Genomic DNA, 12725 nt, shown 5'->3' on the forward strand with positions numbered 1-12725 from the left:
CCGCCGCACTCCGCCGAACGGGCGGGCACCGCCGGTTCGGCGCCTACGCTGGAATCGTGGTCACCTTCCGCCCCTCCGCCGCCGACGCGGCCGACGCCCACGAGCTGCTCGCCGAGTACTTCGCGTCGCGGGTCGTCGGCTTCGCCGAGCAGAGCGTCGTGTACACGACGAAGTTCCCCGACCCGGCGGTGTTCGAGCCGCCTGCGGGCGTGTTCGTCATCGCCGAGGACGACGACGGTCCTGTCGGCTGCGGCGGCATCCGTGCGGTGCCTGACGGGCCTCGCGGCGTGCGCTACGAGGTGAAGCACCTCTACCTGCGTCCGCGCACGCGCGGGCGCGGCTGGGGGCGGCTGCTGCTCGACGACCTGATCGCCCGTGCACGGGAGCTCGGCGCGCGCGAGCTCGTGCTCGACACCCACCACTCGCTCGAGGCCGCGGCCGCGCTCTACGCCCGCACCGGCTTCGCCGAGATCGCGCCCTACAACGACAACCCGAACGCCTCGCGCTGGTACGCGCTCGCCCTCGACTAGGCAGCCGACGCGTCGTCGGTGTCCGCGCCCTCGGCGGGACGACCCCGGTTGCGGCGCCGCACCTCCTTCGGGGCACGCCCGCCCAGGAACGACCGGCCCGAGTCGACGACGAAGCCATGACGGAGCGCCTGCCGCCCGATCAGCATGCGGAAGCCCATCTGGTCGCGGTTGGTGAGGGTGACCTCGGCGGTGAACTCGCGACCGAGCATCTTCACCGCCATCAGCACGACATAGCGCTGCTGCGTGTGCCCCGACGAACTGCGGATGAGGCGTCGGTCGTGGACGGGCATCTCGACGATCACGGTGTCGTCGGCCGACCGCTGCCAGGGGTGGATACCGAAGCGCACCCACGCGTCGCCGTCGCGGTCGAACTCCTCGATGTCGAACGCATGCAGAGCGGACGTGCGCGCACCGGTGTCGAGCTTCGCCTTGAGCCACGGAACATCGCTCTGCGGAAGGCTCACCCACTCGCGCCACCCGGCGATGGTGTTTGAATGGACGGGTTGCTTCACCCCCACATCATCTCAGGGACCCACGAATGAAACTCGCAGTCCTCTCGCGTGCCCCGAGAGCGTATTCGACCCAGCGTCTCCGTGCTGCAGCGCTGCAGCGGGGCCACACGGTCAAGGTTCTCGACACGCTCCGCTTCGGAATCGACCTCACCGGCGGCGAGCCCGACCTCGTCTATCGCGGCCGGCCGCTGTCGGACTACGACGCGATCCTCCCCCGCATCGGCAATTCGATCACCTACTTCGGCACGGCCGTGGTGCGCCAGTTCGAGCAGATGGACGTCTACACGCCCAACACCGCCAACGGCATCTCGAACGCGCGCGACAAGCTGCGGGCCACCCAGATCCTCTCGCGCCACAACATCGGCATCCCGGGCACCGCCTTCGTCCGCAACCGGGCCGATGTGCGCCCCGCCATCGAGCGGGTCGGCGGCGCACCCGTCGTCATCAAGCTCCTCGAAGGCACTCAGGGCATCGGCGTCATCCTCGCCCCGCAGGTGAAGGTCGCCGAGGCGATCATCGAGACGCTCCACTCCACCAAGCAGAACGTGCTCATCCAGCGCTTCATCGCCGAGAGCCGTGGTCGCGACATCCGCGCACTCGTCATCGGCGACCGGGTCGTCGCCGCGATGCGGCGCGTCGCGAACGGCGACGAGTTCCGCTCGAACGTGCACCGCGGCGGCAGCGTCGAACCGGTCGAGCTGACGCCCGCCTACGAGGAGGCGGCCGTGCGCTCGGCGCAGATCATGGGGCTGAAGGTCGCCGGCGTCGACATGCTCGAAGGCGACGAGGGGCCGCTGGTGATGGAGGTCAACTCCTCCCCCGGCCTTCAGGGAATCGAGTCGGCGACGAACCTCGACGTCGCCGGCGCCATCATCGACTTCATCGCCAACCAGGTCGCCTTCCCCGAGATCGACGTGCGCCAGCGGCTCACCGTGTCGACCGGCTACGGGGTGGCCGAGCTGCTCGTGCACGGCGACGCCGACCTGATCGGCAAGAGCCTGGGCGAGTCGGGCCTGTGGGAGCGCGACATCACGGTGCTGACCCTGCACCGGGGCACCTCGGTCATCCCCAACCCGCGCAAGGGCGTCGTGCTCGAAGCGGATGACCGCCTGCTGTGCTTCGGCAAGCTCGAGGAGATGCGCTCGATGATCCCCGAGCGGCGCCGCCGCCGGGCGAAGATGCGAAAGCTCCCGAAGGACCCGATCCCGCTCGAGGGCGAGAACGGCTGACCGGCCGGCAGCACCCGCTCGGTCGGCTGCGCCGCGCGTCAGACCGGGTAGATCTCCGGCAGACCGGTGCGCAGCTCGACCGGCAGGTGCGCCATGTCGTTGTGCGAGAGCAGCGTCCACGGACGCCCCTGCTTCTGCGCGAAGACCGTCAGCCCGCAATGCGCCTGATTGAGGGTCATCCAGCGCCACTCCGGTGCCTGGAGGACTTCGCGCACGAACCACGCGATGACGAAGTTGTGCGTGATGATCAGGTCGTGCACCTCGCCGCGCTTGCGCACCAGGAACTCGCTCACCGCATCCGACATCTGCGCCCGTCCGGCATCGATCTCCGCCTCGGTGACCGAGTTGAAGAACGGCTCGAACGCCGAGGGCGTGTCGGGGGTCATGCCGGTCGGAACGCAGTCGAACAGGAGCGCCGAGGGTTCGGGCGACACCGACGGCATCCGCTCGGCCACCGCCTGCGCCGTCTGAGCGGCCCGCTCGAGGGGCGAGTGCCGCACCGAGTCGAACGGAACGCCGGACAAGCGGTCGGCCAGCAGAGAGGCCTGGCGGCGCCCACGCGGTGAGAGCGGTCCGTCGACCATTCCGTGCTCCGCGTCCTGATGCTCGCCATGCCGCACGAGATAGATGTAGTGCGTCACGCAGCTCACTCCGTCGGGGGGTTGCGCACCCCCGTCGGAGGCACCCCTCCACCCTACGACAGCAGGGTCACTGAGCGGCGCGGGCGATCTCGGCCAGTTGCGCCCGATTCAGCTGCACCCCGACGCCCTGCACCATCTCTTCGACGTGATGAGGGGCGAACGCGTTCACGATCGGGGCGACTACCTGCTTCTGGGCGAGCAACCAGGCCACGGCCACCGCCGCATCGGGAACGCCGAGCTCGGCTCCGACGGCGTCGAGGGCGCGCAGCGTCCGGCTGCCGCGGCGGTTGATGTTCGCCGCGAGCTGGGCGCCGCGCACCGAGAAGCCGCTGCGGCCCTTCGTGCGGTGACGACCCGAGAGGAATCCGTGCTCCAGCGCATGCGACGGCGTCACCGCCATGCCCTGCGCCCCGGCGACGAGTTTGAGGTCGGCGTCGAACTCGTGACGGCGCAGCACGTTGTACGGCACGTCGAGCACCGTGATCCGGGGGTAGCCGGCGGAGGCGAAGATGCGCGCCTCGACGAGCTGGGCGGCGGTGTAGCCGGCGGCGCCGACGATGCGGACCTTGCCGGCCTCGACCAGCCACTCGGCAGTCGCGAGGGTGTCTTCGAGCGCGGTCGTGGAGTCGGCGACGGCATCGAGGTAGAGCACGTCGATCCGGTCGGTGCGCAGTCGCGTCAGCGAGGCCTCGACGGCGCGCACGAGGTTCACCGGTCCGAGCCCGGGGTTGTCGGGGTTCGCGCCGATGCGGTCGGCGAGCACGACGTCGTCGCGGAGCCCGCGCGAGTGCAGCCACTGGCCGATGATGTGCTCGCTGCGCCCGCCGGCATAGCCGTCGGACGAATGCACCATGTTGCCGCCGAGCTCGACATACGTGTCGAGGATGTCGTGGCTCGACTCGAGATCGACGTTCCAGCCGAACTCGCCGCCGCCGAGGACGAGCGGGAACACCGGCGGCCCGCCCTCGCCGAGCGTGACGCGGACGTCGTTGCCGACCCCCGGACCCTGCACCGGAATGGGGGCCGAGGGGTGCGGAGTCCCCGGGGCCGGAGCGGCTGGAGCGGCGGCATCCGCGCGCGTCTCGTGCTGCGTCAGTGTCGCATCTGCGTCGAAAGCCATCTCACCCCCCTCACTCGATACCCTGCGGGAATCTCGTGGGTCCACGTCTTGCGCCCCCCGGCGCGGTACTTCGAGGGTAGGGCAGACCGGACATGGCTGAGTTCGCCACGACGTCGCAGTGGTGAATATTGCATAACGCTTTCATCACATCCCGGCCGCGATGCCGCCGACGTCCGCCATCCGGTGGACATGCGGGCATTCATGGAGGGGAACGACGGATGCCCGCCATCCTCCACCAGGGAGGACGACGGGCATCCGGACAGGGCTTCGGCTCACGCCTCGGCGGGCGCCTCCACGGCCTCTGCCGCCGGAGCGGCGTCAGCGGCCTCTTCGACCACGGGCTCGAGCGAGAGCTTGCCGCGGTCGTCGATCTTGGTGATGCGCACCAGGAGCTTCTGGCCGACACCGAGAACGTCCTCGACGTTCTCGACGCGCTTGCCGCCGGCGAGCTTGCGGACCTCGCTGACGTGCAGCAGTCCGTCCTTGCCGGGCAGGAGCGAGATGAACGCACCGAACGTGGCGATCTTGACGACAGTTCCGAGGAACTGCTCGCCGACCTCCGGGTTGGTGGGGTTCGCGATCGCGTTGACCTGGGCACGGGCGGCCTCGGCCGACGGGCCGTCGGTCGCGCCGATGTAGACGGTACCGTCCTCCTCGATGGAGATCTGCGCGCCGGTCTCGTCCTGGATCGCGTTGATCGTCTTGCCCTTCGGGCCGATCAGCTCGCCGATCTTGTCGACCGGGATCTGCACGCTGATCACGCGCGGCGCGGTCGGCGCCATCTCGTCGGGGCTGTCGATCGCGGCGTTCAGCACGTTGAGGATCGTCAGACGCGCGTCGCGCGCCTGCTGCAGCGCGGCGGTCAGCACCGACGACGGGATGCCGTCGAGCTTCGTGTCGAGCTGGATCGCGGTGACGAACTCGCTGGTTCCCGCGACCTTGAAGTCCATGTCGCCGAGCGCGTCCTCCGCGCCCAGGATGTCGGTCAGCGCCGCGTAGCGGGTCTGACCGTCGACCTCGTCGGACACGAGACCCATCGCGATGCCCGCGACGGGTGCGCGCAGCGGCACACCGGCGTTGAGCAGCGACAGGGTCGACGCGCACACCGAGCCCATCGACGTGGAGCCGTTGGAACCGAGCGCCTCGGAGACCTGACGGATCGCGTACGGGAACTCCTCGCGGCTGGGCAGCACCGGCACGAGCGCGCGCTCGGCGAGGAAGCCGTGCCCGATCTCGCGACGCTTCGGCGAACCGACACGGCCGGTCTCACCGGTCGAGTACGGCGGGAAGTTGTAGTGGTGCATGTAGCGCTTGCTCGTGACGGGCGACAGCGAGTCGATCTGCTGCTCCATCTTGAGCATGTTCAGCGTGGTGACGCCCAGGATCTGGGTCTCGCCGCGCTGGAAGATCGCCGAGCCGTGCACGCGCGGGATGACCTGCACCTCTGCGTCGAGCGGACGGATGTCGGCGAGGCCACGGCCGTCCATGCGCACACCCTCGCTGAGGATGCGACCGCGGACGATGAGCTTGGTGACCGACTTGTACGCCGCACCGAACTCGCTCGCCGCGACGGCGGGCAGCTCACCCGACTCGATCGCCGCAGCGAGCTCCGCCTTGACGGCGTCCTTGAGCTCGTCGTCGGCGTTCTGACGGGCCTGCTTGTCGGCGATCTGGTAGATCGGGACGAGCTTGTCGTAGGCGCGGCCGGCGACGAAGTCGTAGGTCTGCTGGCTGTAGGGAAGGAAGACCGGGAACTCCTTGATCTCCTTCGCAGCGGTGTTCGCGACGACGTTCTGAGCGGCGACGAGCTGCTTGATGAACGGCTTCGAGGCCTCGAGGCCCTCGGCGACGACCTGCTCGTTCGGCTTGGTGGCGCCGCCCTTGATGAGGTTCCACGAGCCCTCGGTGGCCTCGGCCTCGACCATCATGATCGCGACGTCCTCGTTGCCGTCGGCGTCGGTGATGACGCGACCGGCGACGATGAGGTCGAAGACGGCGTCTTCGAGCTGGCTGACGGTCGGGAACGCGATCCACTGGTCAGCGACGTCGCCGTGACCGGGGATGAGCGCGAGGCGGACGCCGGCGATCGGGCCCGAGAACGGCAGACCCGAGATCTGGGTCGAGAGCGACGCCGCGTTGATCGCGAGCGCGTCGTAGAACTCGCCCGGGGCGATCGAGAGCACGGTGACGACGATCTGCACCTCGTTGCGGAGACCGTCGACGAACGACGGACGCAGCGGGCGGTCGATGAGACGGCAGACGAGGATCGCCTCGGTCGAGGGGCGACCCTCACGACGGAAGAACGAACCGGGGATCTTGCCGGCGGCGTACGAGCGCTCCTCGACGTCGACGGTCAGCGGGAAGAAGTCGAAGCCTTCGCGCGGGTGCTTGCCGGCGCTGGTGGCCGAGAGGAGCATCGTCTCCTCGTCGAGGTACGCGGCGACGGCACCCTGTGCCTGCTGCGCGAGTCGTCCGGTCTCGAAGCGGACGGTGCGGGTGCCGAAGCGGCCGTTGTCGAGAACGGCTTCAGCGGCGGTGATTTCAGGACCTTCCAAGAGGTCTCTCCTTCTTTGTTTCATCTCGCGGGCCCGTGTGGCTCGCGAGTGCATGCGAAGGAGCAGGAACAGACAGATCTCGGCGCGCGGCGATGCCGCGGTGTTCACCAGCACTGGCCACCAGTAGAAATCCACCCGGCGCTGACGACGGGGAGACCACCACAGGGGACCAGCTTCCTGCCGGCCTGCTCCGTGAGCTCATATGGAGTTGAGCGATCGCCACAAGGGCAACCTGACCCAGCCTATCAGTGAGGGCCGAATCCGCACCCTTCGGCGACCGGCCCGATTCGCGGCCTGGTGCGGCGGAGCGCGCCTGCCTAGGGTGGGGGGATGAGCACCGACACACCCAGCGCCGCGTCCGACGAGATGAAGCGCAAGTTCAAGGAAGCGCTCGAGAAGAAGAACGCCCACCACCGCGAGGGCGAATCGCACCTGGACGGCGACTCCGCCATCCACGGCACCCACGGCGCGGTGACCAAGCGGGAGTTCCGCCGCAAGAGCGGCTGACCCGCCCGTCACCCCGTCTCGGCCCGCGATCGAGCACGGCCGGGGCCGCCCACCGTCACGTACCCCGCGTGCTTCGCGGCGAGTCCGTCGCCGGCGGTGCGGCCCCGCACCCGGCGCCATACCCACGGCAGCACGTCGCGACCGAGCCACGTGCCCGTGACCGCCGGATCGTGTTCGTGCAGTGCGGCATCGAGCCCGGCGAGCGCCTCGGCGTCGGGGACTCCCAGCGCGTCCGCCGCGCGATATGCGACGAACCGGTGCCCGCTCGAGCCCAGATGCACGCGGTCGGCGGCCCAGAGGTCGAGCTCTCCGATCCGACGCTTCGCCTGCAGGTCGAGCAGGATCGACCCGGTCTCGGCGGCGACGCGGCGGAGGTGTTCCGCGTAGACGGCGAAGCGTCGCTCGAGGAAGAGGTGCGCCGCCACACGGTGCGGCAGGAACGGCGTCACCAGCAGCACGTCCGCGCCGGTGTCGCGCAGCCGACGCACGACGGCTTCGACGTCGCGTGCGAGCGCCGCCGGGTCGCAGTGCCGTCCGACGAGGTCGTTCGCCCCGATGAGCACCGACACGAGATCCGGTCGCAGCACCAGGGCCGCCCCGAGCTGCTCCGTCACGACGTCGCCCACCTTGCGGCTGCGCACGGCGAGGTTCGCGTAGCGCAGCGCGCTGCCCGGGTCGGCGTGCGCGATCAGCTCGGCGAGGCGGTCGGCCCATCCGCGGAAGTGCCCGTCGGGCATGCGCGAGGCATCGCAGAGGCCCTCGGTGAGCGAGTCCCCCAGGGCGACGTAGCGGCGCCAGGTGCGGGCGCCGACCGCGTCGGAGGTGCGCGTCGGGGCAGCCTCCCCGCCGTCTGCGGGAGCGACGGGCTCCACCGACGCGCCGGCCGGTGACGCGCCGGCCGGGCGCGCCGCGCGCGCCGGAAGACGGTCGTCGATGGGGCGCAGCACCCGCGCCTCCTCGTAGTGGCCGACGAGCTCGCGGCACACCGCATCCCACGACCGGTTCCGCATCCCCTCGCGGGCCGCCTCGCCGAACGCGCGACGCTTGCCCTCGTCGCCGACGAGATCGGCGACGCGCGCCCGCAGGTCGCGGAGGTCACCGGGGCGGTAGAGCCAGCCGTCGACGCTGGAGCGCACGAGGTCCACCGGTCCGCCGGTGCCGGTCGCCACGACGGGCACGCCGCTCGCGAGCGCCTCCTGGATCGTCTGGCCGAACGTCTCGCTCTCGCCCGGGTGCACGAAGACGTCGAAGCCCGCCATCGCCTCGGCGAGGTCGGCGCCGCCCAGGTGCCCGGTGAACACCGCCGACGGCAGGGCGGCCTCGAGCCCCGCGCGCGAGGGCCCCTCGCCCACCACGACCAGCCGTGCGCCGTCGATGTCGGCGAGCGCCGCGAGGTCGGCCACCTGCTTCTCCGGCGCGAGCCGGCCGACGTAGCCGATCACGGTCCGGCCTCCGGCGACCGAGCTGCGCCACGCGGCCGTGCGGCGCTCGGGGGCGAAGCGGTCGGTGTCGACTCCCCTGCCCCAGCGGCGCAGGCGATCGACGCCCAGGTCTTCGAGCTGGGCGATCGACGCCGTCGAGGGCGCGAGGGTGAGCGTGGCGCGCCGGTGCAGGCGCGCGATGTGCGCCCCCACCAGCGCCTGTGCGTGCGGCAGGCCGTAGCGCTCCGCGTACGAGACCACATCGGTCTGGTACACCGCGACCGATGGCACGCGCAGCGCGTCGGCCGCGGCCACGCCCTGCCAGCCGAGCACGAAGGGCGAGGCGAGGTGCACGACGTCGGGGTCGAAGCTCCGGAGGATGGTCGCCAGGCGGGCCGCGCGTGCGAACACGACGCGCACCTCGGGGTAGCTCGGCAGCGGCACGGAGCGCAGCAGCTCGGTGCGGGCGCCGTGCAGGTCGGCAGACACCTCGCCCGACCGCGGGGCGATCACCAGGGTCTCGTGACCGGCTTCGGCGAGGTGCCGGAGCACCTGGAGCACGGAGCCCGTCACCCCGTTCATGTGGGGCAGGAAGGATTCGGCGAGGAGTGCGACTCTCACGACTCCAGGGTGGGCGCTGACGACACGCCGGATGCTCCGAATCGGCGCCTGCCGACGAGTGTTCACCCGATGCACGATGAGCGGCCACCGGTCGTCCTCCGTTCGGTCGCAGTTCACCCCGGCGCGGTACTCATGGAGCGTGGTCGACGACGTGCTGATGGGCATCGCGGCGAGTCCGTGGGCGCTGCCCGTGCTGTTCGCGCTGGTGCTCGGCGATGCGTTCCTCGTCGTCGTGCCGGGCGAGGCTGCGGTGACCGCATTCGGCGCCCTCGCCGTCACGCAGGGCGAGCCCGCGCTCTTCTGGGTGATCGCGATCGCCACGGTCGCCGCGGTCGCGGGCGACGCGGCATGCTACGCGGTGGGTCGGGTGATCGGGCTCGAGCGGTGGCGATGGATGCGCGGACCACGGGCTCGGGCGGCGTTCGCGTGGGCGCGGGCCCGGCTCGAGCATCGCGCAGCGCTCGTGCTGTTCACCGCCCGCTTCATCCCGTTCGCCCGCCTCGCGGTGAACCTCAGCGCCGGGGCGACCCGGCTCCCCGCCGGCCGCTTCCTGCTCATCGCGGGAGCTGCCGCGCTCGCCTGGGCGTCGTACCAGGCGGTGATCGGCGCCGTCGTGGCAGCGCTCCTGCCCGGCGGCCCGGCGGTCGCCGTCGTGGTCTCGGTCGTGCTCGCCGTCGGTATCGGCCTCGCCGTCGACGCGGTGCTCGCGCGGCGCCTGCGGGCCCGTGGCTGACGCGGTGGCGCCGCTCCGCCGCGGCGCCGGTCGCGGCGCCCCTCGCGCGCGGGTGCCCCACCCGGCACCCGGGCCGGGGATGTCTGCGCCGCGCGCCAGGATGGGGGCGTGACGATCTCAGCAGACACTGCCGACGCCGGCTACGACCCCGCGTTCCTCGGCCCCGAGGTGCCGCTGCCGGTGCCGGCCGACGGACGCGGCATCCGGGAGCTCCGCTACCCGAGATTCACGGTGGTGCTCGACCCGGTGCGCCGACTCGCCGTCACCACGGCGGTCAACATCGACGGGTCCGCCCTGCGCGACGTACCCCGCACCGGCGATTGGCGGCTCGACGAGCGGATCCCCGCCTCGGAGCAGGCCGGTCCCGAGATCTATGCGCGCAACGACCTCGATCGCGGTCACCTGGTGCGGCGCCGCGATCCGGGCTGGGGCGAGCCGGTGACGGCGCGGGTCGCCACCGAGGCGACGTTCCGCTACCCGAACGCCGCGCCGCAGGTGAACGTCTTCAACCAGTCGAAGGACCTGTGGCTGGGTCTCGAGGATCACGTGCTCGCGTACGCCGAGGCGACGGACGCACGGGTGAGCGTGTTCACCGCGCCGGTGCTCGACGCCGACGACCCGCGCTATCGGGGCCTGCAGGTTCCGCGACGGTTCTACAAGATCGCCGCGTGGGCGGACGATGGCGTGGGCACGCTGCAGCTGCGGTCCGCCGGGTTCGTGCTCGACCAGTCCGACGTGCTTCGCCTCGAGGCCGAGGCCCTCGCCGTGCCGCCGCTCGCGGCGTTCCGCACGTTCCAGGCGCCGGTGGCCGACATCGCTGCGCTCGCGGGGGTCGACCTCGGCCCTCTCGCGTCGGCTGATGTGCTGGCGACGACGACCGCGCGCGGAGGAGGCGACTGGCGCCCCCTCCGCGCGGCGGAGGACATCTCGCTCGGGTGAGGCCGGCTCACTCCCCCGCGAGACCGCCCAGCAGGTGGCCGAACGAGCGGCCCTCGCCGAGGTAGTTCGCCGGGTCGAACGGATCGGCCTCGGTCACCGGCTCCCGACGGGCGACCGCGTCGGCGAGCTCGCGCGCGCCGCGCTCGATCCGCTCGCCCAGCGGCGCCACCTGGTCTCCGGAGGTTCCCCAGTCCGACGACGCCGCGAACACGCCCGTCGAGACGGGCTCGGCGTGCAGGTAGGTGAAAAGCGGCCGGATCGCGTAGTCGATCGCCAGCGAGTGGCGGGCGGTGCCGGCGTTCGCGCCGATCAGCACCGGCTTGCCGGTGAGCGCGTCGGGGTCGAGCACGTCGATGAACGACTTGAAGAGGCCCGAGTAGCTCGTCGAGAAGATCGGGGTGACCGCGATCACGGCATCGGCCGAGACGACGGCGTTGATCATCGACTCGAGAGCCGGGGGCGCGAAGCCGGTGAGCAGGTTGTTCGTGATGTCGTGCGCGTAGTCGCGCAGCTCGAACACGTCGACCTCGACCGAGATGTCGCGCTCGGAGAGCCGGGCGGCGGTCGCACCGGCGAGCCGGTCGGCGAGCATGCGCGTCGACGAGGGGTTCGACAGGCCGGCGGAGATCACCGCGATGCGGCGCGTGGTCATCTCACGCCTCCTTCCGGCCGAGACCGAACGCGGCGCCGGCGGGGGCGGGCGTGTCGCGGTACGGGCTGTCACCCACGAGGTTGTCGCCGCGGTTCGCGCCGGGGACCGCCTGGCGCGGAGCGTCGTCGCCGTAGGCGGCGGCCACGCGGTTCGCGTGGGTCGGGGCATCCGGAACGTTCTCCGGGCGGTTCTTCTGGAGCTCCTTGCGCAGCACCGGCACGACCTCGCCGCCCAGGATGTCGAGCTGCTCGAGCACCGTCTTGAGCGGAAGACCCGCGTGATCCATGAGGAACAGCTGACGCTGGTAGTCGCCGTACAGCTCGCGCATGCCCGCGTAGCGGTCGATCACCTGCTGCGGCGAGCCGACGGTGAGAGGAGTCATCTCGCTGAAGTCCTCCAGCGACGGCCCGTGGCCGTAGACCGGCGCGTTGTCGAAGTACGGACGGAACCGGCGCACCGCCTCCTGCGAGCTGGCATTCATGAACACCTGACCGCCGAGGCCCACGATCGCCTGCTCGGGCGTGCCGTGACCGTAGTGGGCGTAGCGCTGGCGGTACAGCGTGATGAGGCGCTGGTAGTGCTCGGCGGGCCAGAAGATGTTGTTGGCGAAGAAGCCGTCGCCGTAGTACGCGGCCTGCTCGGCGATCTCGGGCGTGCGGATCGAGCCGTGCCACACGAACGGCGCGACGCCGTCGAGCGGACGCGGGGTCGAGGTGAAGCCCTGCAGGGGCGTGCGGAACTGGCCCTCCCAGTCCACGACATCCTCGCGCCACAGACGGTGGAGCAGGTTGTAGTTCTCGATGGCGAGCGGCAGGCCCTGGCGGATGTCCTTGCCGAACCACGGGTAGACGGGCCCGGTGTTGCCGCGGCCGAGCATCAGGTCGGTGCGGCCGCCCGACACGTGCTGCAGCATCGCGTAGTCCTCGGCGATCTTCACCGGGTCGTTCGTGGTGATGAGCGTCGTCGCGGTCGACAGCACCAGGCGCTCGGTCTGCGCGGCGATGTACGCGAGGGTCGTGGTGGGCGACGACGACCAGAACGGCGGGTTGTGGTGCTCCCCCAGCGCGAAGACGTCGAGCCCGACCTCCTCGGCGTGCTTGGCCATGGTGATGGTGTTGCGGATCTTCTCCGCCTCACTCGGGGTGTGGCCGTCGGTCGGGTCCTGGGTGATGTCGCTCACCGTGAAGATGCCGAACTGCATTCCCGACCACGTGGTGCTCTCGCTCACGATCGCTCTCTCCGCTCTCGTCGTCCGGGATCTCCGT

General features: G+C 71.0%; 12 protein-coding genes. 5 read left to right on the top strand and 7 right to left on the bottom strand.

Features of this window, described 5'->3' with window-relative positions:
• The first annotated feature begins 56 nt into the window (after positions 1-56).
• Positions 57-530, top strand: coding sequence for a GNAT family N-acetyltransferase (locus JOD63_RS08765; protein ID WP_045276122.1), 474 nt, complete (start codon positions 57-59; stop codon positions 528-530).
• On the opposite strand, the gene JOD63_RS08770 is transcribed toward JOD63_RS08765, so the two are convergent.
• On the bottom strand, positions 527-1042 hold the full coding sequence (locus JOD63_RS08770; protein WP_045276121.1) for an ATP-dependent zinc protease family protein: 516 nt from the start codon (positions 1040-1042) through the stop codon (positions 527-529). The two genes, JOD63_RS08765 and JOD63_RS08770, sit on opposite strands and share 4 nt — an antisense overlap.
• Positions 1043-1068: 26 nt before the next feature.
• Here JOD63_RS08770 and JOD63_RS08775 point away from each other — a divergent pair, with 26 nt between their 5' ends.
• Complete coding sequence (locus JOD63_RS08775) at positions 1069-2271, top strand: RimK family alpha-L-glutamate ligase (protein ID WP_045276120.1); 1203 nt, start codon at positions 1069-1071, stop codon at positions 2269-2271.
• Between the two features lie 38 nt (positions 2272-2309).
• Here the strand turns inward: JOD63_RS08775 and JOD63_RS08780 are convergent, their stop codons facing one another.
• The 3 genes from JOD63_RS08780 to JOD63_RS08790 form a co-directional block, all read right to left on the bottom strand.
• Positions 2310-2912, bottom strand: a complete 603-nt coding sequence (locus tag JOD63_RS08780; protein ID WP_045276119.1) for a histidine phosphatase family protein — start codon at positions 2910-2912, stop codon at positions 2310-2312.
• A gap of 67 nt (positions 2913-2979) precedes the next feature.
• On the bottom strand, positions 2980-4032 hold the full coding sequence (locus JOD63_RS08785; protein ID WP_045276118.1) for an aldo/keto reductase: 1053 nt from the start codon (positions 4030-4032) through the stop codon (positions 2980-2982).
• 272 nt (positions 4033-4304) lie between these two features.
• Positions 4305-6587 (bottom strand): polyribonucleotide nucleotidyltransferase, encoded by a 2283-nt coding sequence (locus tag JOD63_RS08790; RefSeq protein ID WP_045276117.1) that lies wholly within the window; start codon positions 6585-6587, stop codon positions 4305-4307.
• A 330-nt stretch (positions 6588-6917) separates the two neighbouring features.
• Here JOD63_RS08790 and JOD63_RS08795 point away from each other — a divergent pair, with 330 nt between their 5' ends.
• The gene (locus JOD63_RS08795) at positions 6918-7094 is read left to right on the top strand and encodes a DUF5302 domain-containing protein (RefSeq protein WP_169748411.1); all 177 of its coding nucleotides are present in this window, start codon (positions 6918-6920) and stop codon (positions 7092-7094) included.
• An 8-nt stretch (positions 7095-7102) separates the two neighbouring features.
• On the opposite strand, the gene JOD63_RS08800 is transcribed toward JOD63_RS08795, so the two are convergent.
• Positions 7103-9136: a glycosyltransferase gene (locus tag JOD63_RS08800; RefSeq protein ID WP_045276116.1), complete on the bottom strand. Its 2034-nt coding sequence runs from the start codon at positions 9134-9136 to the stop codon at positions 7103-7105.
• 139 nt (positions 9137-9275) lie between these two features.
• Here JOD63_RS08800 and JOD63_RS08805 point away from each other — a divergent pair, with 139 nt between their 5' ends.
• Together JOD63_RS08805 and JOD63_RS08810 are read left to right on the top strand one after the other, a co-directional pair.
• Complete coding sequence (locus JOD63_RS08805; protein WP_052682533.1) at positions 9276-9869, top strand: DedA family protein; 594 nt, start codon at positions 9276-9278, stop codon at positions 9867-9869.
• 108 nt (positions 9870-9977) lie between these two features.
• Positions 9978-10808, top strand: a complete 831-nt coding sequence (locus tag JOD63_RS08810) for a DNA/RNA non-specific endonuclease (RefSeq protein ID WP_407664991.1) — start codon at positions 9978-9980, stop codon at positions 10806-10808.
• A gap of 7 nt (positions 10809-10815) precedes the next feature.
• Here the strand turns inward: JOD63_RS08810 and JOD63_RS08815 are convergent, their stop codons facing one another.
• Together JOD63_RS08815 and JOD63_RS08820 are read right to left on the bottom strand one after the other, a co-directional pair.
• Positions 10816-11460 (bottom strand): FMN reductase, encoded by a 645-nt coding sequence (locus tag JOD63_RS08815; RefSeq protein WP_045276115.1) that lies wholly within the window; start codon positions 11458-11460, stop codon positions 10816-10818.
• Position 11461: 1 nt separating this feature from the next.
• On the bottom strand, positions 11462-12661 hold the full coding sequence (locus tag JOD63_RS08820) for an LLM class flavin-dependent oxidoreductase (RefSeq protein ID WP_157004018.1): 1200 nt from the start codon (positions 12659-12661) through the stop codon (positions 11462-11464).
• Between the last annotated feature and the right edge of the window lie 64 nt (positions 12662-12725).

This window comes from Microbacterium terrae (assembly GCF_017831975.1).
In the GTDB taxonomy this organism is placed as follows: Bacteria; Actinomycetota; Actinomycetes; order Actinomycetales; family Microbacteriaceae; genus Microbacterium; species Microbacterium terrae.

Coding starts and splice junctions, on each gene's coding strand:
- JOD63_RS08795 (WP_169748411.1), top strand. CDS start 6,918: ATGAGCACCGACACACCCAGCGCCGCGTCCGACGAGATGAAGCGCAAG.
- JOD63_RS08820 (WP_157004018.1), bottom strand. CDS start 12,661: ATGCAGTTCGGCATCTTCACGGTGAGCGACATCACCCAGGACCCGACC.
- JOD63_RS08785 (WP_045276118.1), bottom strand. CDS start 4,032: ATGGCTTTCGACGCAGATGCGACACTGACGCAGCACGAGACGCGCGCG.
- JOD63_RS08775 (WP_045276120.1), top strand. CDS start 1,069: ATGAAACTCGCAGTCCTCTCGCGTGCCCCGAGAGCGTATTCGACCCAG.
- JOD63_RS08815 (WP_045276115.1), bottom strand. CDS start 11,460: ATGACCACGCGCCGCATCGCGGTGATCTCCGCCGGCCTGTCGAACCCC.